16 protein-coding genes are annotated in these 22051 nt (G+C 43.2%); 5 read left to right on the forward strand and 11 right to left on the reverse strand.

Annotated features, from left to right (window positions below; genetic code table 11):
• The 6 genes from groES to miaB form a co-directional block, all read right to left on the reverse strand.
• Positions 1-260: co-chaperone GroES (gene groES, locus DBR11_RS08270; RefSeq protein ID WP_108551484.1), on the reverse strand; the 260-nt coding region annotated here is incomplete at its 3' end.
• Between the two features lie 230 nt (positions 261-490).
• Positions 491-853, reverse strand: a complete 363-nt coding sequence (secG, locus tag DBR11_RS08275; RefSeq protein ID WP_108551486.1) for a preprotein translocase subunit SecG — start codon at positions 851-853, stop codon at positions 491-493.
• A 14-nt stretch (positions 854-867) separates the two neighbouring features.
• On the reverse strand, positions 868-1890 hold the full coding sequence (locus tag DBR11_RS08280) for a hypothetical protein (RefSeq protein WP_108551488.1): 1023 nt from the start codon (positions 1888-1890) through the stop codon (positions 868-870).
• Between the two features lie 32 nt (positions 1891-1922).
• Positions 1923-2429: an LptE family protein gene (locus tag DBR11_RS08285; protein ID WP_108551490.1), complete on the reverse strand. Its 507-nt coding sequence runs from the start codon at positions 2427-2429 to the stop codon at positions 1923-1925.
• A 1-nt stretch (position 2430) separates the two neighbouring features.
• Entirely contained in the window at positions 2431-3663 is a 1233-nt protein-coding gene (locus DBR11_RS08290; protein ID WP_108551492.1) for a sigma-54-dependent Fis family transcriptional regulator, read from the reverse strand.
• Positions 3664-3666: 3 nt separating this feature from the next.
• The gene (miaB, locus tag DBR11_RS08295) at positions 3667-5097 is read right to left on the reverse strand and encodes a tRNA (N6-isopentenyl adenosine(37)-C2)-methylthiotransferase MiaB (RefSeq protein WP_108551494.1); all 1431 of its coding nucleotides are present in this window, start codon (positions 5095-5097) and stop codon (positions 3667-3669) included.
• Positions 5098-5199: 102 nt separating this feature from the next.
• Between miaB and DBR11_RS08300 the strand changes: the two genes are divergently transcribed.
• Together DBR11_RS08300 and DBR11_RS08305 are read left to right on the forward strand one after the other, a co-directional pair.
• Positions 5200-6951: a hypothetical protein gene (locus tag DBR11_RS08300; RefSeq protein ID WP_108551550.1), complete on the forward strand. Its 1752-nt coding sequence runs from the start codon at positions 5200-5202 to the stop codon at positions 6949-6951.
• A gap of 60 nt (positions 6952-7011) precedes the next feature.
• Complete coding sequence (locus DBR11_RS08305; protein WP_108551496.1) at positions 7012-8814, forward strand: hypothetical protein; 1803 nt, start codon at positions 7012-7014, stop codon at positions 8812-8814.
• Positions 8815-8846: 32 nt separating this feature from the next.
• On the opposite strand, the gene DBR11_RS08310 is transcribed toward DBR11_RS08305, so the two are convergent.
• From DBR11_RS08310 to DBR11_RS08325, 4 genes are all read right to left on the reverse strand, one after another.
• Positions 8847-10904 (reverse strand): DPP IV N-terminal domain-containing protein, encoded by a 2058-nt coding sequence (locus DBR11_RS08310; RefSeq protein WP_108551498.1) that lies wholly within the window; start codon positions 10902-10904, stop codon positions 8847-8849.
• 168 nt (positions 10905-11072) lie between these two features.
• Positions 11073-12137: a branched-chain amino acid aminotransferase gene (locus tag DBR11_RS08315; protein WP_108551552.1), complete on the reverse strand. Its 1065-nt coding sequence runs from the start codon at positions 12135-12137 to the stop codon at positions 11073-11075.
• Positions 12138-12257: 120 nt separating this feature from the next.
• Positions 12258-13553, reverse strand: coding sequence for an HAD-IB family phosphatase (locus DBR11_RS08320; RefSeq protein ID WP_108551501.1), 1296 nt, complete (start codon positions 13551-13553; stop codon positions 12258-12260).
• Positions 13554-13560: 7 nt separating this feature from the next.
• Positions 13561-14541, reverse strand: coding sequence for an NAD-dependent epimerase/dehydratase family protein (locus DBR11_RS08325; protein ID WP_108551503.1), 981 nt, complete (start codon positions 14539-14541; stop codon positions 13561-13563).
• 108 nt (positions 14542-14649) lie between these two features.
• Between DBR11_RS08325 and DBR11_RS08330 the strand changes: the two genes are divergently transcribed.
• Positions 14650-15831: a formimidoylglutamase gene (locus DBR11_RS08330; RefSeq protein WP_108551505.1), complete on the forward strand. Its 1182-nt coding sequence runs from the start codon at positions 14650-14652 to the stop codon at positions 15829-15831.
• A 96-nt stretch (positions 15832-15927) separates the two neighbouring features.
• The gene (locus tag DBR11_RS08335) at positions 15928-17064 is read left to right on the forward strand and encodes a TlpA disulfide reductase family protein (protein WP_108551507.1); all 1137 of its coding nucleotides are present in this window, start codon (positions 15928-15930) and stop codon (positions 17062-17064) included.
• A gap of 55 nt (positions 17065-17119) precedes the next feature.
• On the opposite strand, the gene DBR11_RS08340 is transcribed toward DBR11_RS08335, so the two are convergent.
• Complete coding sequence (locus DBR11_RS08340; protein ID WP_233260688.1) at positions 17120-21079, reverse strand: Pls/PosA family non-ribosomal peptide synthetase; 3960 nt, start codon at positions 21077-21079, stop codon at positions 17120-17122.
• Positions 21080-21211: 132 nt separating this feature from the next.
• Between DBR11_RS08340 and DBR11_RS08345 the strand changes: the two genes are divergently transcribed.
• Entirely contained in the window at positions 21212-21862 is a 651-nt protein-coding gene (locus DBR11_RS08345) for a 4'-phosphopantetheinyl transferase superfamily protein (RefSeq protein WP_108551512.1), read from the forward strand.
• The last annotated feature ends 189 nt before the right edge of the window (positions 21863-22051 follow it).

Raw genomic sequence — 22051 nt, forward strand, 5'->3', positions numbered from 1 at the left:
ATTAAATACTCTTTACCTTCGATGGTTACTTCTGTACCACCGTATTTGCTGTATAAAACCTGATCTCCAACTTTAACGCTCAAAGGAATTAAATTTCCAGTCTGGTCTGCATATTTACCCGGACCAACTGCTACTACTACTCCTTGTTGAGGTTTTTCTTTAGCGGTATCAGGGATATAGATACCTGAAGCTGTTTTTTCTTCTGCAGCGGCAGCTTCAACAACTACTCTATCTGCATTAGGTTTAAAGTTTAAAGCCATAACTTATTCTTAAATTTAAATTTTATATTAAATATGAAAAGCGCATAATACGCCGTACTCATAGTATCAGTTTTTATGCCAAGCCCCTATAGCTTGCCAAATTTACACAGCCTTGTCAGCTAATGCTTTGAGGTGTTTACGTTTTGTGTCAGAGTGGCAGAAAGCAGAAAGCAGAAAGCCCGTTAAGAGTAAATCTTAACGGGCTTTCTATATGGGTTAATGGAACCGTCTTATTTAACTGGCTTACTTTGGTCAGCAGGAGTCGGTGCCGGAGCAGGTTTCTGTGTATTGTTTGCCGGTAATTGTCCAAGCGGAGAAGGTGCAACAGTTTTATCCAACTGTTCCTGAATCTTGGAAGGTCCCGATCCTGTATTTCCTGTTTTTGCAATTGTGGTTACAGTTAAAGAAATCACAACGATTAAAGTCAGACAAATCCATGTACCTTTTTCCAGAACATCACCTGTACGCTGAACCCCAAACATGTTACTTCCCGAACCACCTGTAGCTAAACCACCACCTTTAGGGTTTTGTATCAAAACAAACAGGCCTAATGCGATGCAAATGATGATCAATAAAATAATTAAAAAAATCATAGTCGTTTATATAGTTAAATTTTCTTTTCTAAAGATTGGATAAGGTCGGCAAAGTAACGGCTTTTTTCTGGAAACTTCAAACTTAATTTTTGATAAGTATCTATTGCCTTGTGATAAAGCATTTGTTCAATATAGATTTTGGCCAGGGTTTCCGACACCAGGTCATTGTGGTCTTCGGCACTTTTCTTTGCTTTGTTCTCATTGTCGATCTGCTCTGCCTTCGGAGGGCTGATTTGTGGATCCTTTTTCAGGAAATTGTCAATGATCTCCGTTTCTTTATGATCAATGGGTTTTGCCTGTATGGTATTGCTAGTCACTTCATCCGCATCAAACGGACTTTGAAGGTGAAATATATGTTCTACATACTGCTGCTGCAGCTCACCAGGATTATTGCTTTTTTTAGGGGAGGCGTAAGGTTGAAAAATTGACTGATGCTCTTTTCGGGTCTTGGCCAACCACCATAAAAAGGTATAAGGTAAGGTATCGTCATGATAATTGCTCACGGTTACCGTCTCTTCGGGCTGAACATCGGCAGGAGGAGCAACCTCTTCCCTGGAATCTTCAGGGGCAAATTTTTCTTCGAAAGCAAAGAAGTCAACAGACATACCCTCTAATACAAAGTCATCCTCAATAGTCTCTATTCTTGAAGAAGGATCATCCTGGGCAGGAGGGGGCTGATGAGCAGCAGTCCGAAAATCTTCCACATTCAATTCTGAAATTTCTTCAAATATTTCCTCTTCTTCTTCCTCTTCGGGATTTGACTGAGGGACCGCACCGATCAATTCAATATCTCTCTGAAGTGGCCATTCCTGCTGTTCCAGTACTTTGTGAAGTAAGGACCCATTGGTATAAAATGCAGCCCTATTCCTTGAACGCTCATCAGTGGTATTTGCTTTTGCCGACAGCAGATGCAGGGGCTGGAAATAAGGATACAGCCTTGTCAGATCTTCTAATAAAGAAATATCCTGCTGATCTGCCAGATTTGGCTCGGCAAGTAATATTGAAAGTCTATCTTGTCTATTTTTTTCCAGCTCCACGTTGCTAAGTTAGGGATTGAAATTCATTTAGTTTACCACTGAGCAAAAGCCCTGTTAAAAATATCGTCTATCAGCATCACATTCACATCTTTAATCAGTTGGGGTTCAAGTTGCTGTATCGTCGATCCGTTTAACGGGAAATTTTTAAACTTGGTAAAAGTCTCTTCAAAACTCTGTTTCGGATTGATGTTATTGGTGTATTTTGCCGTAATGGTAATCGTGATCCTGTTGGTTCCAGGGGTAAGTTGCTGATTATCCGTGATGGTTACGGGTACAATCTCATAATTGGTAATTCGACCCTCAATCGTTGCATCGGCCTCATTTTGACTAAGGCTTAAACGGGTCTGTTCCCGGATGCGTTTCTTCAGCGCTTCAGTGAAATCCTGACTTAATGTTGGGATAACAAGGGGTGCATTGTTCTCAAAGAACTGTACATTGATGGTTTTCATGTTGTCTGGAATGGAAATCCCTTTCAAACTGACCGAACAGGAATTGAACATAACCACAATAAGTACGAGCAGTATCGATAATTTCTTCATATTAATTCAAATTCAATTCCTTAATCTTTCTGTACAATGTCCGTTCGGAGATACCCAGTTCCTGCGCGGCAAATTTACGTTTGCCTTTGTGCTTCTTTAATGCTTTTTTGATCAGATCAGATTCCTTGTCAATTAAAGACAGGGATTCTTCTACTTCTTCTGCATCGTGTGCATAATTATACTCTACAGGAGTATTGGATACGGGCTTTTTTATGGTCAGCGTGGGTTCCAGACCAGAACCCAGTTCTGCATCCTGGTAAAGCTGATTGATGAAGTGAGGGTTGTCTGCAATAATATGAGATGTATTTCCTCCGCTCTGGATAATCTCTGCAACCAATTTCTTAAGCTCCATCATATCCTTTTTCATATCAAAAAGAACTTTGTACAGGATGTCACGTTCTGTAAAATCTTCTTTATTGTGCTGTCCGCTTAAGGCAGGCAGATTGCCGGAACTTTCATTAGGAATGTAGTTCAGCAGGGCCTGTGCAGTTACATTTCTGTCTTTTTCCAGTACACAGATTTGCTCTGCAATATTTTTTAACTGGCGCACATTACCAGGCCAGCTGTAATTGCTGAGCATTTGTATGGCATCTGGTTCCAGTTGAATGCCCGGACTGCGGTATTTATCACTAAAATCTGCCGAAAATTTTCTGAACAGTAAATAAATATCCTCTTTACGCTCATGCAGGGCAGGTATCCTCAAAGGGACAGTGTTTAAGCGATAATAAAGATCCTCGCGGAACTTTCCTGACTTTACACGGTTGTAAACATCCACATTGGTGGCTGCAATAATTCTTACGTCCGTTTTTTGTACTTTGGAAGAACCCACCCTAAGATATTCTCCACTTTCCAGTACCCTCAGCAAACGGGCCTGGGTACCCAATGGAAGTTCTGCTACCTCATCAAGAAATATAGTACCTCCGTTGGCCACTTCAAAATAACCTTTCCGGGCTTCGTGAGCACCAGTAAAAGATCCTTTCTCATGTCCAAATAATTCCGAATCAATTGTTCCTTCGGGAATAGCCCCACAGTTCACGGCGATAAATGCCCCGTGTTTTCTGGCACTCAACTGATGTATGATGTGCGAAAAAACTTCCTTGCCACTACCACTTTCTCCTGTAATTAAAACAGACATATCTGTAGGAGCAACTTGTCTGGCAGTATCTATGGCCCGGTTCAAAAGAGGAGAGCCCCCAATAATCCCGAAGCGGTTTTTAATGTCTTGTATATCCATATATTAATCTGCTATTCTGCCCAATAAGGTAGCTGAAGTACAACGTTCAATGAATACGTTCAGATATTGCCCTGCTTTAATTTCTTCAGAGGCCGGGAAAACAACCATTGCGTTCTGGTCTGTCCTGCCACAATAGTCTTTATCTGATTTTTTAGAAGGACCTTCGACCAGAATGCGGAGTGTTTTACCTACATTTTGCTGCAACCTGTATAAGGACCATTCCTGTTGTTTAAGCAGAATCTCACTTAACCTGCGTCTTTTTACCTCGTCAGGAATATCATCTTCCAGTTTTCTTGCAGCCAGCGTACCGGGTCTTTCAGAATAACTGAAGGTAAAAGCAAAATCATAACCCACATAATCCATCATGGTCAGCGTTTCCTGATGCTCTTCTTCTGTTTCGGTACAGAAACCTGCAATGATATCAGAAGAGATGGCACAGTCTGGAATGATGTTTCTGATGGCGTCTATCCGGTTGATGTACCATTCACGTGTATATGTACGGTTCATCAGGTCCAGGACCCTGCTGCTTCCGGATTGAACAGGAAGGTGGATATAATTGCAAATATTATCGTATTTGGCGATAGTGTATAAAACTTCATCGGTAATATCTTTAGGATGTGAGGTAGAGAAACGAATCCGGATTTCAGGGCTGATTAATGCCACTTTCTCCAGGAGTTGGGCAAAGTTAACCTCAATTTCAGCATTTTCTGCAGCATCTGCCCCCTTCCATTTATAGGAGTCAACATTTTGCCCAAGTAAGGTCACTTCTTTATAACCCTTATCAAACAAATCCTGTGCTTCAGCTAAAATAGAATGTGGATCCCTGCTGCGCTCCCTTCCGCGGGTAAAAGGAACCACGCAAAAAGAGCACATATTGTCGCAGCCCCGCATAATCGAAATAAAAGCAGTAATGCCATTTCCATTTAAACGCACCGGGCTGATGTCTGCATAAGTTTCTTCTCTTGACAGGAGTACATTGATGGCTTTTTGCCCGTCTTCTACCTGACCAATCAGCTGTGGAAGATCACGATAAGCATCAGGTCCAACTACAACATCTACCAGTTTTTCTTCTTCTAAAAACTTTGATTTTAAGCGCTCGGCCATACAGCCCAGTACACCTACGATGAGTTTTGGATTGCGGCGTTTTTCGACACCAAACTGAGAAAGACGGTTTCTAACCCGTTGTTCTGCATTCTCTCTGATGGAGCAGGTATTGATGAACACCACATCCGCTTCTTTATAATCCCCGGTGGTTTCAAAACCCTGGTCCAGCAAGATAGATGCTACGATTTCACTGTCTGCAAAATTCATTTGGCAACCATAACTTTCGATATAGAGCTTTCTGCCGTTGCGCTTTGCGGGTGCATCTATTACTAAAGCCTCGCCCTGGCGTCCTTCATCGTGTGTCTTATCTGTTAGCTGTAAATCAATCATATATAGTTACTCTTTATTGGGACTCCAAAAATACATAAATAATTTCGTAAATGACAAAGTGGCAGAGATATTGTACAGATTCTGTTTCTAGATTGGATGCTTATGACCAAAAAACGAAAAATGTCTGGAATATGGAAATGGATCATTGTCTCCTTTCTGTCTCTGTTTCTGCTTGTCGGAGCAGCTGTTATGTATTTTAGTGTTAAATGGAAACCACGAATTACTAAAAGGATCAAGACGGAAGTATACAATGGGTCACATCATTTATATAAAATAGATTTTAAAGACATTCATTTAAATATACTCCTTGGAAATGTAACGCTGGATACCCTTACACTGATACCGGATACCGCTGAATTTCGTATGTTAAGAGACTATGGTCTGGCCCCTTCCAACATCTTCCAGGTAAAGCTGGCCCACCTCAAGATTTCGGGAGTATCCATACTGAAAGCCTATTTTAAAAAGAAAATAGATATTTCCAGTATTCTTCTGGACCAGCCGTCTGTGCATATGATCCATAATGATGTGGCAAGGAAGAAGAAAGAAGAAGGACCCTCTCTGTTTGAGATGCTTTCGGGAACATTTAAATCTGTGCATGTAGGACAAATTAAGATGAACAATGCTGATATAGACTATATCAGCGGAACCAATTGGGAGAAACTGCATCAGATCAGACATTTCAATCTTAGGGTAGAAGATTTGTTGCTGGATTCTGCTTCCAGACATGACCCAGCCCGATTTTATTATGCAAAAGATGTCGCGTTTGAACTGTTTGGTTACAGCGCACTCAGTAAAGATAAAATGTATACGATGAAGATAGATACCCTTCGGGGTTCTGCTACTGGTGGAATGCTGAAAATCAGGGGGCTTAAAATGATTCCAATGTATTCGGAGCTGGAGTTTACACGCAAATATAAAGTACAAAAAGACCGTTATAACCTGGACTTTTCTGCCCTGGATTTTAAAGGGCTTAATTTTACCCGGCTGGATGACGAAGGCCGGCTACATGCCAGTTCTCTCCAGATAGGTCCTGGAAAAGCAGCCGTCTTTATGAACCGGGAACTTCCGCCTCCTTCTTTTGATAAAGGAAGGAATTATCCGCACATTGCCCTTCAGCGTTTGCCTTTGCAGTTGTTGATTGATACGGTACAGCTGGACCATATAGATGTAGCCTATACGGAGTACAACCCCATTGCCAAAGAAAAGGGAACTGTCAAACTGGACCATTTGCACGGACAATTGCTCAACATCACCAACGACACATTGCAATTGCCTAAAAAAAATCATGCCTATGCTGATCTGCGCACAAGAATTATGAAAGCGGCCGATCTGCATGTAAAAATTGATTTTAACCTTGAGGATAAGAATGGCGCTTTTCACTATTCAGGTAATGTTGGTCCGATGGATATGGTCGCGCTAAATCCTTTGGCTAAATCGCTTGGACTGGTTAAAATTGAGCAGGGGAAAGTGCAGAAAGCTGATTTTGATATTCAGGCCAATCTTCAGGGCTCAAAGGGAACGATGCACTTTTACTACAAAGACCTTAAAGTTTCTTTACTTAAAGAAGGAGAGGACGGCGCGCCGGCTAAGAAAAGGGGTTTTTTATCCTTTTTGGCGAATAAACTGGTGATCATTGACGCCAACCCTTCTGAGGGTAAAGCCCTTCGGACTGCAAATATTGTTTTTCAGCGCAGTCCGGCAGCTTCTTTTTTTAATTTGCTCTGGAAAGGTGTTTTTGTGGGCATGCGAGAGACTATAGGAATAGGGATGGTGGAAGTCAAAAGTCCGGAAAAAGCCTATGAGAAAGTCAAAGAAAAAAAGAAACAACGTCTGGAAAAGAAAACAAAAGGCTAGAGGCCTGGCGTATTCTGTATGGATAAAATTGTATCTTAGAAAAGATATTTGCCTTAACAAATGCCAGATCAGATCACTAAGAAATTCAATAGCGTTAAATGGATGGCCCTGGTGGCACTGGTTGTCTTTCTGGTTTTTGGAACGGGATTTATATATTTTGAACTCCGTATTAAACCCTTGATCGAACAGGAACTCCGTGAGCTCGTACCTCGTTCAACTGAAGGGCTGTATCATCTTGATTTTACGGGTCTAAGTATCAATCTTCTGACGGCTAACGCCAGCCTCTCTAATGTTAAACTTATTCCAGATCCGATAGTACTGGAGAAACTTCGGCTTTTAAAAAAGGCGCCAAATAATGTGTATCATATAGAACTCCGAAAATTGTCTGCACTGAATTTTCATTTGTTCAGAATGTTCAAAGATAAAAAGCTGAATATAGATGAGATAGAAATTAACCGGCCTATGATCACCATGGTGAACCGTCAGATGGATTATAACGAAAACAGGGCTCCAAGGCCACTGAAATCGCCTTATGATTATATCTCGAAAGTTCTGAAAGAATTGAGTGTAGATACGGTGAATTTCCGGGAGGCTGCTTTCAAATATGTAGATAACAACAAGGCAAAGCCAATAATAGACTCCATTGCCAACCTGAATGTTACGCTTGCGGACTGGCTGATCGACAAGGACTCTGCAAGAGATACCACCAGGATGTACCTCCTTAAAGACATCATGCTCAATCTTGATGATTATTCCTATGCCACCCCCGATAGTCTCTACAATATTCACCTTTCGGAAATGAATTTCAAGGCCTCGACCGGATTGCTTCATATAGATAAATTTGAGTTACTGCCCAGATACAGCGAAATGCAATTTGGTCAAAAGGTGGGATACGCCAAAGACAGATACAGTATCCGGATGAACGATCTTCAGCTGGCCGGAATTAATTTGCCACTGTATATCAAGAAGCAGGAGCTGTTTGCCAGACAGATGAGTATTGGCGACGGCGCAGTTTCTGTATTTAACAACAATGAGCTGGAAAAGCCAAAGGAACCTAAAACAGGGAAGTATCCGCACCAGCTTTTGCAGAAGGTGGGCAGTAAGATCACGATCCAGAAACTGGACCTTTATCACCTGAATATCGCTTACGCGGAGTTTGACCGCAACAGCAAGCAAAAAGGAAAGATCACTTTTGAAAATACTTCTGGAACCATTACCAACATTACCAATGCTCCGGCCGCAAAGCAAAAGAACAAATTTATGGTTGCAGACCTGACCACTTACATGATGGGACAAGGAAAGTTAGATACAAAATTTACCTTTGATCTATTGGCCGAAGATGGAGCTTTTGCTTATTCAGGCCTTCTTCATGGATTGAACGGGCCGGCAATGAATGCTGTAACCAAGCCTCTGGGGATGGTCCATATCAAAAGTGGTGTAGTTGATGAACTGAGTTTTGACTTGAAAGCAGATGAGCATGGTGCATCCGGAAGTATGGTTTTTAAGTACCACGATCTGGCTATTGCGGTCCTGAAGCGGGAAGCTGGTACAGTCTGGCTGATCCGGCAGGGTTTTCTATCCTTTCTGGCCAACAATCTGATTATCAATCCGCAGAATCCAAGTAAAGAGGGAATACTCAGTAAAGCCGTCATTGACTATAAGCGTGCACCAGACCGCTCTTTCTTCAATCTGATCTGGAAATCGCTATTCCAGGGCATTAAATATAGTGTTGGCGTTACCCCTCAAAAGGAAGCGCAAATCAAGGCCCAGGTCGCACGATTTGAAAAAATGAAAACAGAAAGAGACAAGCGTAGGGCAAACCGCCAGAAAAGAAGAGCGCAACGGAAACAGGAGCATAACTGAAAAGGGCTGCAGCCCTTTTCAGTAGAATATGATTATAACAATTCAGCCGGGACCGGCTTATTGAGCAAATTCAGATAATAAAAACGAATCCGTTCAGAATGGTCATGGGCCGATTTTGCCCCGCCCCAACCGTGTCTTCCACCCGGATAGATCATCAGTTCAAAATGTTTGTTTAAATTTTCCAGCTTATCGATCAGCTGTATGGTGTTTTGCATATGCACATTATCGTCCATATCCCCATGCATAATCCTCAGCAATCCCTTGTAACGGTCGGCATAAGTCAGCACCGAAGCATTCTTATACCCTTCCGGATTTTCCTGCGGCGTATCCATAAAACGTTCTGTATAATGGCTGTCGTATAGCTCCCAGCTGGTTACAGGTGCACCGGCATATCCATAGTCAAAAACATCTGCTCCATAAGTTAAGGCCATGCAGGTCATATAACCTCCATAGCTGTGCCCGGTAATGAGTAGCTTATTCTGGTCTACCCAGGGTTGGGCTTTTAACCATCTGCCTGCGGTCATATAGTCTTTCATTTCCCATTTGCCGAGGTTACGGTGCATTAGGGCAACACCTTCTTTTCCAAACTGGCCTGAAGCACGATGGTCAACCGAAATTTGTACAATACCCTCATTTGCCCACCATTGGTTGGCTGTTCCTTTCCAGGTATTGGTTACAGTTCCCGCATTCGGGCCACCATACATACTGAAAATAACCGGATAACGTTTAGCCGGATCGAAATCTGTTGGATAAGTGATCACTGCAGGCAGCAGGTAGCCATCATCTGTAGGAATGGTGATCATCTCCGTTTTACCAAAAGCATATTGACCAAAGTCTGCTGATTTGCTATCTCCTAATTCTTTCAGGATCTTTCCGTTATTGTCCAGTAAAGCTCTCTTTGGCGGGGTGGAAACATTGGAATAGGTGGTGATAAATTTATCGCCAGACGGGGAAAGTTCTACCTGATGGGTGTAATCACCAAAAGTTAGTCGCTTGAGATTTTTACCACTATAGTCAACACGGTACAAATCTGTGCGTGTAGAAGCTTCCTTGCGTGCCATAAAATAGATTACCTTATGCTGTTCATCTGCTTTGAGCAAACGAGTTACCTGCCATTTTCCTGTGGTGATTGGATTGACCAGTTTGCCGGCAAGGGTATAGAGGTAAAAATGAGCCCAGCCTGTTTTGTCACTTTTCAAGATATAATGCTTATTGTCTTTCAGGTACTCAATACGGCCATCATAATCCAGATCAATCCAGGAACTTTGCTTTTCATCATAAATCTCTTTCTTTGATCCCGTCAAAGGGTCAACACTATAGAATTTCAAGTTATCCTGACCGCGGTTTAGCCATTGAACCATCATGTTCTTGCTGTCAAAGCTCCAGTAGGGTGTGCCAAAATACTGATCGTCCTTTTCATTGAAATCTGCCCAGACCACTTTTCCCCCCGCTGAAGGTACAAAGCCAATCTTCACTTCAGGATTGGGATCGCCCGCTTTCGGGTATCTGGTTTTCTCCGTATAGCCATGCTGGCCGGTAGATCCATTGATTGGAAACATAGGAACTTTGGTGTCGTCGAAACGCATAAAGGCCAGATGTTTGCTGTCTGGTGACCACCAGAAAGCTTTGTATTTTGTAGGACGGCCTAAAATTTCTTCAAAATAGACCCAGGAAGAATATCCATTATAAATGACATCGGTAGCATCAGTCGTATACCGGATTTCTTTTCCGGTCGCAACTTCCACCGCATAGAGGTCATTGTTACGGGTAAAAGCCATGTATTTTCCATCCGGAGATAAGGTAGGGTTCTTGTCGCCTTCTTTAACCGGTGTCTCCTCCTTCGATTTGACCGGGGGACTATACACCGCATGCGCTCCGGTTTTCACATCAACCGTTTCAAATTTTCCGGCTTTTGTATTGTATTCTATAAAATGCCGGTCATCGCTCCAGCCATAAATATAAGGCAAAGTAGTGCTTAGAGATGGCTGGCCGCCAAAAGTTTGCTGCTTATTGAGTTTTTTGAGTTGTGCATGACTTGAAAAGCTGAATGCGCAAACTACAGCTAAACTGCAGAGTAGAATTCTTTTCATTTTTGTAAGGTGTGTTTGAAATGTTGAAATTAGTAAAGAAGAACGAAGGGAAGAAATTGTCTGACAGATGTTACCAATTTCAGTGCATAAAAAAGGCGCCTGTGGTTCTCAGGCGCCTCAAAGAAAATCATCATGCCGAAAAAACATGACGTAAATTTTAAACCGGGCTTATAATACCCAGTTCCAGCCAAATTCATCCGGGGCAAGGCCGTAGCGGATATCATTCAGGGTTTTTGCAATACCAGCAGAAACTGTACGGGTAGAAGGATCCGTTAAGGTATACAGCTTGCCTTCGTAGCTGATTTCTCCGATCGGTGTTACTGTTGCCGCAGTACCCGCAGCAAAAGCATCCGTTAAGCGGCCGCTCTCAATACCTGCAATCACTTCTTTAACACTTACCCGTCTTTCTTCTACTTCAACACCTGCTTTATGGGCAAGTTGAATGATCGTATCTCTGGTCACCCCGTCCAATACGGTGTTTCTTACAGAAGGAGTAACCAGTTTGCCGTCAATCACAAAGAGTAGATTGGCGGTACCAGCCTCTTCAATAAACTCATGCGAAACCGCGTCTGTCCAGATTAACTGGTCAAAACCTTCTTTTAAAGCTTCGGCAAAAGGATATAGAGAACGGGCATAATTACCGGCAGTTTTGGCAAAACCAACACCGCCTTCATCGGCACGTGTATATTCAGTTTCTATTTTAACTTTCAGGGCTTTGCTGTAATATGGGCCTGTTGGGGTGGTCAGCACAGCAAAAATATATTTGTCTGAAGCACGGACACCTAAATAAGGGTCTGTAGCAAACATCACCGGACGAAGGTACAGGGAATAACCATCCTGGTTAGGCACCCAGGCCTCATCTGTTTTAATCAGGGCTGCAATACCCTGCATAAAGACTTCTTCAGGAATGGTCGGCATAGACATCCGGACCGCTGATTTGTTGAAGCGCTCAAAATTCTTGTCTGCTCTGAAAACACTGATCTTACCATCCGCCTGGCGGTAAGCCTTCATGCCTTCAAAAATAGCCTGTCCATAGTGTAGGGCAGAAATCGCCGGGCTCATTGGGATCGGACCATAAGGTAGGACCTGCAGGTTTGTCCATTCGCCATTATCGTATTCTGCGATAAACATGTGATCAGTAAAAACCTTGCCAAAAGGCAGGTTTGTTAAGTCAGTCCCAGCTAATCTGGACTGCGTAGCTTTAGTGGTTTTAATGTTTAAAGTCTCTGTCACTGCCGTATATTCTAAAAATTCAATCAAAAGTAGTTAAAAAAACCTATTCCGCACTGGTTTAATTTCAGATTAAATGGTGTGTTTCTTACACTAAGAGCCCTGAAAACCCACACTTTAGTCTTAATATAATACCCTGAATTTAATGGTCTGCTCAATTTTCTTAAGCGCTTTAAAAAGGGCTTTATCGTATTGAGCGTTAATGTCTGTGATCACATAACCAATCGTCGGATTGGTCATTAGAAACTGCCCTACAATATTGATGTCATGTTTAGCAAAAATAGTGTTGATCTTCGCCATAATTCCAGGAATATTGTGGTGAATATGGATCAAGCGGTGGGATTTCTCTATCCGGGGCAATTGCAGGTTCGGGAAATTATGACTCATATAGGTGGTACCGGTATTCATAAAGTCGATCATCCGCTTAGGAATAAAATTCTGGTTGCGCGGATTGTGTTTCGGGTCGTCAAAAACGACAATACCCATTTCTGTACAGGTTTGAAGTTCCAGCCTTTTGGCATTGCCCAGGTAACCAATGGTTTTAAGTTTAACCGCTCTTTTTAAAGTTTCCGGTTCAATATGCTCCCCGTCTGCCAGGAGCAACATATGCACATCAGCAACATATTTTTCCTCAAAAGTCTCCTTGTGACGTATCGAAAAACCATCTTTTTTCAGCAAGTCAATACTCTCTGGTGTTGCCTCACCGATCACCAGGCATAAAATCCTGTTTTTAGGGTAGGAAATCGCTCTGGGTAAATTGTTTACATAAAGAAATTCATCGAAACTTGGCGTAACGTGGTCGGCCTTTTTAACAATACTCTCCCGGGCAATATTCTCCGTAAACGCATAGAATTTTTTGATCAGCCCGCTCTCCCGGAGCTGGAAATCAGAATAGCCATCACCAATACCATACAGGTCACCCTCCAGGTTCAGGTGCTGCATAAGCTTTACTTTTCCACCTTCCTCACTTAAAGGATTGGCATGATCATAATCGATAATCTTGCCATCACCAGTGGTTACAAAGGTATTGGCATAAATATTTTCCTTTTTGATGTGGTACTGGCTCACTACAGGTGTAATAAACTCTTTAAACCCTCCTGAAACAATAAGTACTTCATCAGCATGTTTCTTGAAAAATTCTGCATTACGGGAAAAAGAACTGGAAACCTTTTTCTTCAGGTGTTTGATGAGTTGCTTGAGGTGGTTCTCGTCTGCTTCCAGTAATTTTACGCGCTGCGCCAGGCTCTCGCCGAAAGAAAGCTTTCCTTCCATGGCCAGATTGGTATAGTCTTCAATCTTTTTATAGATCAATTCTCTGTCCGGGTGCTTTTTAAGGGAAATACGGGCAAGTTCATCCAAGGCCTCCACCTGGGTAAAAGTACTGTCGAAATCAATAATGTAGTAGTTCTTTTGATTCATGTCAATTTTAATTTTTATCCCTGTTTAGCAGGGCGGTGCAGGTTTCTGCAATACTAAGTTCTAGTGGTCTGAACTCTATACCTATGGTTTTTTTAATTTTATCGTTGCTGTACAAACTCTCGTTCAGACTGCTCCTGGCCGCATCACTGGTTAGTGCGGCTGGTTTGCCGGTAAAAATAGAAATGATTTTTGCGGCCCTCCAGGCAATTCCGAGCATCCAGGCCTTAGCTTCTTTAGCGGGAGCTTTAACACCAAAGCCTCTGGCAATAGAACTGAACAAAGTTTGGTAGTTGTAATTTTCGGACGAAAGGATAAAACGGTCTTCACTTTTTCCGCTGTTCATTAATGCGATCATCGCAGTGGCCACATCGCGTACATCCACCAGGCCGGTAGCTCCTTTGGTGTAATAGGATAGTCCTTCTTTCACCAGTTTGAATATAGCCCCGCTACCTTCAAAACCAGCATTTGCACCAATAATGACAGAAGGATTTACAATCACTGCGTCCAGGCCTTCGGCAATTCCCCGCCAAACTTCCATTTCTCCTTCATATTTTGAAATTGCATAAGCATGTACGTGGGCATCATAGACCCAATAGTCATCTTCTGTAATCAGTGTCATGCCTTTTTTAGGATTGCCCAGGGCGGCTACTGAACTCACATGAAGTAACCGGATGCCTTTTTCCTGGCAAAGATTAACCACATTACTGGTGCCTTCAATGTTTATTTTGAGCAGTTGTTCCTTATCTTTTGGATGGAAAGATACCATTGCTGCACAATGATAAACCTGTGTAATCCCTTCAAAGGCCTCCTCCAGTGTTGCCGGATCATTAATATCGGCTACTACCCACTCAATTAAGGGTTCAGTAACAAGTAATTCAGGAATTAAAGAGGTCGTCCTTTTCAGTGCACGAACCCTGATGCCCTCACGGGTGAGTTGTTGGATCAGTTCTGCTCCTAAAAATCCAGTAGCGCCGGTAACCAGTATCATTTCATTTCTTTTAGGATGTTCCGGGTATGTTTAAAATTTATTTAAACGTACTCTTATTAATATATGCTCTCAAAAATAGATATTTGATGCCATAGATTATATTACTTTATGTCCTTATCAGATTTTTTTTCTCCTTTAAGCCTTGATAAAATCACGCCTAAACCGGGATTTTATACCAGTCAGCTGGGATTAAAGGCCAGTTTTTACACTGATGAATTTCCTGAACTGGAAGAAAACAGTTATGATATTGCCATTATAGGTGTACTGGACGACCGGGCTGCGGTAAACAACAATGGTTGCGCACTTGGTCCGGATTATTTCAGGGCACAATTCTATCTGCTCCATGAAGGCGATTTTACCAGTAAGATCGTTGACTTGGGAAACATTAAAGCCGGTGCCAATATTTCTGATACCTATATCGCCCTCAAAATGGTGGTGGCTGAACTGATCAAACTTCACATCTTACCTGTCATTATTGGTGGTGGACAAGACCTGACCTATGCGCAATATATGGCTTATGAAGCCCTGGAGCAAAAAGTAGACCTCGTGGTGGTTGATAACCGCTTTGACCTGGATGAAGATGATCATGAAGGAATAGAAGCGCGCTCTGATACCTATCTCAACAAGATCTTCTTACATCAGCCGAACTACTTGTTCAATTTCAGCAATATCGGCTATCAGACCTACTTTGTGAATCAGGACAGCCTTAGGGTAATGAACAAGCTTTATTTTGATGTACACCGGCTGGGAGAATTCTCTGAAGACATTAGTCCGGCAGAGCCCATCATCAGAAACGCCAATATGCTCAGCTTTGATCTTTCTGCCATTCGGTCTTCTGATGCAGGAGCCAATGCCAATGCAGGACCTAATGGTTTCTATGGAGAACAGGCCTGCAGGATCACCAGGTATGCTGGTATGAACGATAAACTCACTTCGATCGGTTTCTATGAATTTAATCCGGCCTTTGACAATAATGGACAAAGTGCAATGCTGCTGGCACAAATGGTTTGGTATTTTGTAGATGGTTATTATAACCGGAAAAAAGATTTTCCTTTAACACCCAAATCCCAGTATCTGATCTACAGAACCAGTCTGAACGAAGGACCAGGAGAAATGCTTTTTGTAAAAAGTAAGAAATCAGATCGTTGGTGGATGCAGGTTCCTTATCCCAGCGGGGTTTCCAAAAATGAACGCTACCATCTGATACCATGCCGTTACGAAGATTATAATACCGCGGTTAATGGCGAAGTTCCTGACCTCTGGTGGCGGACCTATCAAAAGCTACTGTAATTTTTGTGTAGTGATTACCAGAAATTTGCAGACAATAATTAGCTTTGATTAACGTTTTAATAAATCGCAAACTATTATCATAAAATAAACCCACAAATGAAAAAAACCATTTTATCTGCCGCCTTCTTATTGCCATTGGCAGCGATGGCACAAGATGGATACACCATCAAAGGAAAAGTAGGTGCGCTGAATGCACCCGCTAAAGCGTATTTGCAATACCGCACTGCTAAGGCAGTGGTCGTAGATTCAGCTGAATTAAAAAACGGCGTTTTCGAGTTCAAAGGAAAAGTAACCGCGCCAGCTGAGGCCCGTTTAATCCTTAAACACGATGCAAGCCCCGTAGACCAAAGAAAAGCAGGTGATGTCCTGTCTTTCTATGTAGAAAATAAAGTAATCACCGTTAATGCGGCCGATTCTGTAAAAAAGGCTACCGTTAAAGGTTCATTGGTAAACGATGACAATGCAAAATTAAAAGCCTTGTTAAAATCTCCAAACGACAAGATGAATGCGCTGTCTACTGAATACTATAGTAAAACAGCTGAGCAACGTCAGGATCCCGCTTACAGAAAATCTCTGGAAGAGCGTTCTGATGCAATTGAGAAAGAAATGGCTCCAATCAATAAGAAGTTTATTGCTGAAAACAGAAATTCTTACATTGCTTTGGTGGCTTTCAGAGGAAGTATGGACCTGGATGCTGATCCTCAGGGTACAGAAGCAGATTTTAATAAATTCTCTGCTGCAGTAAAAGCAACGGATTTGGGTAAGAGCATTTCTGAAACCATCGAGTCTGGCAAGAAAACGGCTGTAGGACAAATGGCTATGGATTTTACACAAAACGATGTGAATGATAAACCCGTTAAATTGTCTGATTTCCGCGGAAAATATGTATTGGTTGATTTCTGGGCTTCATGGTGTGGACCATGCCGCGGAGAAAATCCAAATGTAGTGGCTGCGTACAATAAATTTAAAGATAAGAACTTCACTGTTTTAGGCGTATCCCTGGATCAGCCAGGTAAAAAAGATGCCTGGGTGCAAGCCATTGAAAAAGATGGTCTGAACTGGACTCAGCTTTCTGATCTTCAGGGCTGGAACAATGCTGCAGCCAAAATGTACGGTGTTCGTGCAATTCCTGCCAATTTTCTAATCGATCCTTCAGGTAAAATTGTTGCTAAAAACGTTAGGGGAGAAGAATTGCATAAGAAACTTGGTGACTTGCTGGGCACTTCCAAATAAGAAAAGTAATGACCTAAATAAAAAATGCTATCTGATTTCAGATAGCATTTTTTATTTATACAGGTTTTACCGGGCTGCCTGTCCAGGAGGTTCCGGGAGCCAGGACTTCTCCTTTCATCACCAGCGAGAGGGGCTCCAGTTTAACATCATTGCCAATCTCGCTGTCGTATAGAATAATACTGCGTGCGCCTATGCTTGTTCTTGCCCCTATTTTTACAGGACCTACTTTCATAACGCGGTCTTCAAATAAATGCGTCTGTGGTCCGCAATCTTCATTTAGTGCAGAATCATCCCCAATACTGACCATGTCATATTCGGTCACGTCGGTAGTGTTCATCCAGACCCGTTTTCCTGTTTTTACTCCAAGTAAACGAAGGGCAAGAGGGAGCCATGGGGTTCCTTTCAGATATTCCAGCAGGAAAGGAACAGACAAGGCCTCGTAAGTTGAAGTAATGGCTTCACTGCGCCAAACTTCCCATGTCCACATTGGGCTTTGTTTCACTTTGTATTTTCCTACAAAGAGCCATTTAAAGATCACGGTGACTAAAAAGGCTGGAAGCCCCATAAGACCAAGATAATAGAAAGGAAAGAGCAATAGAACTTTCCATAATGGTTTTTGGGTGATCAGATCATGCCCAAGGGCAATAAATAAAATACTGAAGCAAATGATGGCTGTTTCTGGTGTAATGATCCGGATAAACTCTGTAATTGTTCTGGCCATTTTTCTTGGAAACGAAGGCGTGGTGGTCAGCTCATCGGGGAAAGGATTGCTTTCCTGACGACGTGGCAATGCAATAGCTGGTGAACCAAACCAATCCTTAGCATTTGAGCCGGCAAGTTGCTCCTGATCAGGCGGCGTAGACAATACCCCAATCAGCATATTTCCCGGCAGGTGATAACCCTGTGGGATGAGTGCACTATTCCCAACAAAGCTTTTACTTTCTATAATGGTTTTGTCGAGAATGAGCTGCTGTCCGCGGACATCAGATTCACCGAGAGTTACTGCGTCGGCTACAAAGGCCCCATCGCCGATCTCAAGTAAAGGGTGTGTCACATTACTGGCGGTTGAAATTTCTGTATTTTTACCCACTTTTGCCCCCAATAACCTGAAAAAAGGCGCCACGAAAACGGTGGCATAGATGGGGTGCATTACAATAAGACTCAAAGACATCAATTGGTCTGCCAGCCATTTACGAACATAGAAGCCACTGTAAACAGAATGTTTCCCCGGCTTAATGCCATGCTGCAACAATCTGGTGACTGCTATGGTTTCAAACGCATATAAAATGATATAAGAAATGGCCAGCAGGGGTACGGTGATCATATAATTGAAATTATAGTCTGGTGCAGCATCATCCATCGCATTTAAAACCAATATGGTAGGTAACAGGGGTAATAAAATGATGACAGGAAAAAGGATCAGCAGTACAGTAAAGATAAAACTATACAGGCTACGTTTGGCTGCAGTGACCAGTAGGGGCTGAGGAAGTTCTTCCAAAGTCCTGGTTTCTTTAAGCTGGGCCGGACTACCTTTCCAGACCTCACGGGCACCTATTTTTTGCCCGGACTGCAAGTGGCTCAAGTCCTGGAGTTCTCCCCATTCCTCTACGGAAGCATCGGCAGAAATAATGGCACTGCTGCCAATATAGGCATGATCTCCAATATGAATGCTGCGGATTTTCAGCCAACCGTCTTCTACAACCGCATTATTAAAAATTACCTGCGAACTGATGCTGACATCTTCCCCTATGGTGAGCAGATCTTCTGCACCAATGGTGAGCGAACTGAGTTGTGCAGTGGGGGCCACTTTAACACCAAGCATACGTAGATAAACCGGATAGATTGGCGTTCCGTTCATAAACTGGGTAGGAATTAAAGCTTGTATAGTTTTAACAAACCACCAGCGGAAATAATAAGTTCCCCAAAGCGGATAATCCCCTGCACGGATCTTCCCAATGACCAGGCGTTTCACCAGAATACTCAGGGAAGTGAAAAAGGGTGGAATCAGGCAATAAAGTCCTAGTGCAGTAACAATTCCATAGGATAATTTCTCTGTACTTTCGCGTACATAATAATAGCCCAGATAAGGCACAAAGATTTGTATGGCAAACAGCCCGTAGATGAGCAACAGGGAAATGCTCTGTGCAAACCAGCAGATCAGGTACCTCCATTGTGGTATTTTGTTGAAGATACTTTGCTTTGGAGGCGCTTGTTGTGGTACCGATTCCCATACTTTAACCAGGCTGCTGAGTGGGCGGTGTGTGTAAACGTCTTTTAATGAAGCATAAGGGATGTTACAATCGTTGCGAAGCTTGGAAATAAAGGCAGCCGCCAAAAGGGAATGTCCACCCAGGTCTGTAAAAAAATCAAGGTCGAGGCTGATGTCTCTGCCCGGAAAAGTTTTCCTGAGCATAGCGAGTACCCGGTCTGGCAATGGGGCATTCACATCCAGTGTCTCTCCGGAAAGGTCTGCCGGTGTACTTAACATGGCCTCGGGTACGGGAAGAGCCTTCCTATTCACTTTTCCGCTCGGCATCCGTGGCATTTCTGAGAGAAGGGCTATAGTACCCGGAACCATATAAGGTGGCAGGAATTTGGCCAGTTCGAGCCTGATCAGCGCATCATCTAAATTGATGGTGCCATCGGGAACGAGGTAACCTACCAGCTGATCCTGGTCATTGCTGTCTTTTTTTACGGCTACAGCAGCGGCAGATACACCTTGAAGGGCATTTAAACGGCTTTCAATTTCTCCCAGTTCGATCCGGTAGCCCCTGAGTTTGATCTGATCATCCAGGCGGCCAAGAAAGTCAATACTTCCGTCGGTATTGATGGTGGCGGCATCGCCGGTACGATAAATCCGATCTCCAGGCATCAGGGCCAGGGGCTCTGGTTTATTCAAAAACTTCTCTGCGGTAAGTTCCGGAAGGTTTACGTAGCCATTGGAGACGCCCGGACCGGAGATCACCAATTCCCCGCGTTCCCCAAGTGGTACGGGGTTGTATTGCTCATCGACAACCGCAAGTCCGTAATTGGGAATAGGCAGTCCTATGGTAATGTTATCACCTGGGCGCAATTCAGCCATTGTAGCCGATACGGTTGTTTCGGTAGGTCCGTAACTGTTGAAAAATCTTCTGGAAGGCGTTGCCCATCGGGCCAATACCTGTGGCGTACAAGCTTCTCCGCCGGCATTGATGAGCCGTATCGAGGGAACGGTGTCTTCTATGACGGCCAGCAAGCTGGGTACCGCATGAAGGATAGTGATGCCCTGCGTACGCAGCGTATCACTGAGTTCATCAATGGCCTTTGAAGTCGTATTGTCGGCTATCCAAAGCGTAGCCCCGGCTAGGTAGCTTACCCAGGTTTCCTCACACCACATGTCAAAGGATACAGAGAAACCCTGGTATACTTTGTCGGTGGACAGGATATTGAAAATATATTGTTCGGCACGTACCAGATGACAGATCTGGCGGTGTGTAATGGGAATTCCTTTAGGTTTTCCGGTGCTGCCGGAGGTATACAGTACATAAGCATCATCATCAGGCCCGGCACCATCACTCGCAACTGTTGCTACACTTTTCTCTGCCCCTGGCTGGGGAACTTCTAACTGTAAACAGCTGGCATTGATCTGATGCTCGCAAAAACAGGCTGATGCACCTACCTCACTCATCACCAGTTCCACTCGTTCTGCTGGCATTTCCCGGTCTAAGGGAACATAAGCTGCCCCAGCTTTGATGATACCCAGGATAGCCACATGCAATTCTATGCCACGAGGCCACCAGATGCCTACTTTAGCCCCTTTTCCAATACCCTGCTGGTTTAAAAATTGGGCGACAGCATCACTCCACTGATCCAGTTCAGCGTAGGAAAGGGAAATTTGGTTAAAAATCAACGCTGTGTGCTGCGCATGTTTTTTAGCTGTTTCCCGAAACAGATCTGCCAGGGTTTCCTCGCGAAGAATTTCCGGTTTTAAAGGTCCGGTAACCATACTCACAGGCATCATACAATATGCGTTCATTTAGATAGAAAAATAGAGGAAGTGGCAGCCGCCTCTACGAAGTACCAAAATACATTATTTTTGTGAAGTGTTTGATGTCTTTTCTAAAGACGGAAGCTAACTGGCATATATAGAGCGTTAAATAATAAAAATGTGACCGGAAAGGATCAGAATAAAAGAATTTATATTTATTTCAGCGAATGCAAGGTGGAGAAATCTGAGGTCCGTTTTGAGGCGAAGATGGAGCAGCTGCCTGTCGGTATGCAGGAAGAAATCAGGGCGTATCATTCCCCGCAAGATCGGGCATTAAAGCTGGGCGGACGGTTGCTGCTGAAAAAAATACTGGAGGATCTGAATCAACCCCATTCACTTTCTACCATGCAGCATGGTCTCTATGGCAGGCCTTTTTTTGATGGTGATTTTCAGTTCAATATATCTCATTCCGGAGACCGGGTAATTTGCGCTGCACAGATGGGTGGAGATCTTGGGGCCGATTTGGAAAAGGTCATTCCCGTTGATCTGAAGGATTATACTAACTATTTTACAACAGAAGAATGGGTAGAAATCTATCGTGGTCCGGATCAAAATGCCTGTTTTTTCAGTGCCTGGTCTAAAAAGGAAGCTTTTTTAAAAGCAACTGGAATGGGGGTTCAATTGCCATTGGATAAAGTCAATGCTATTGGAAGCCATTTTCGGTATGAGGGCAGGTCGTATTACTTTCACCGGGTAGATATTGATTCAGAGTATCCTTGCTGGTTAGCAAGCAGTATTGCGTTTCCTGAAATCGTGCTTAAGAGAAGGTAGGTTTGGATAAAAGTTTGTGGCGCTTAATTGGGCGAGTCCAGGCATGACGTGTAGGAAGATATTATAGTCCTGGTTTATATTGACTCCAGAATTAGTGCCTGATTAGAGCAGAGTAAGTCCGGGTTTTTGCGGAAAAACCCGGACTTACTCCGGACTCAGACCGGACTCACTCCGCTAGGAATATAAACC

The organism is Pedobacter sp. HMWF019, from assembly GCF_003061025.1.
In the GTDB taxonomy this organism is placed as follows: domain Bacteria; phylum Bacteroidota; class Bacteroidia; order Sphingobacteriales; family Sphingobacteriaceae; genus Pedobacter.

Bases quoted from the DNA above. Each gene is read 5' to 3' on its own strand.
- secG (WP_108551486.1), bottom strand. From the start codon at position 853: ATGATTTTTTTAATTATTTTATTGATCATCATTTGCATCGCATTAGGC.
- DBR11_RS08285 (WP_108551490.1), bottom strand. From the start codon at position 2,429: ATGAAGAAATTATCGATACTGCTCGTACTTATTGTGGTTATGTTCAAT.
- DBR11_RS08290 (WP_108551492.1), bottom strand. From the start codon at position 3,663: ATGGATATACAAGACATTAAAAACCGCTTCGGGATTATTGGGGGCTCT.
- miaB (WP_108551494.1), bottom strand. From the start codon at position 5,097: ATGATTGATTTACAGCTAACAGATAAGACACACGATGAAGGACGCCAG.
- DBR11_RS08300 (WP_108551550.1), top strand. From the start codon at position 5,200: ATGACCAAAAAACGAAAAATGTCTGGAATATGGAAATGGATCATTGTC.
- DBR11_RS08305 (WP_108551496.1), top strand. From the start codon at position 7,012: ATGCCAGATCAGATCACTAAGAAATTCAATAGCGTTAAATGGATGGCC.
- DBR11_RS08310 (WP_108551498.1), bottom strand. From the start codon at position 10,904: ATGAAAAGAATTCTACTCTGCAGTTTAGCTGTAGTTTGCGCATTCAGC.
- DBR11_RS08320 (WP_108551501.1), bottom strand. From the start codon at position 13,553: ATGAATCAAAAGAACTACTACATTATTGATTTCGACAGTACTTTTACC.
- DBR11_RS08325 (WP_108551503.1), bottom strand. From the start codon at position 14,541: ATGATACTGGTTACCGGCGCTACTGGATTTTTAGGAGCAGAACTGATC.
- DBR11_RS08330 (WP_108551505.1), top strand. From the start codon at position 14,650: ATGTCCTTATCAGATTTTTTTTCTCCTTTAAGCCTTGATAAAATCACG.
- DBR11_RS08335 (WP_108551507.1), top strand. From the start codon at position 15,928: ATGAAAAAAACCATTTTATCTGCCGCCTTCTTATTGCCATTGGCAGCG.
- DBR11_RS08340 (WP_233260688.1), bottom strand. From the start codon at position 21,079: ATGAACGCATATTGTATGATGCCTGTGAGTATGGTTACCGGACCTTTA.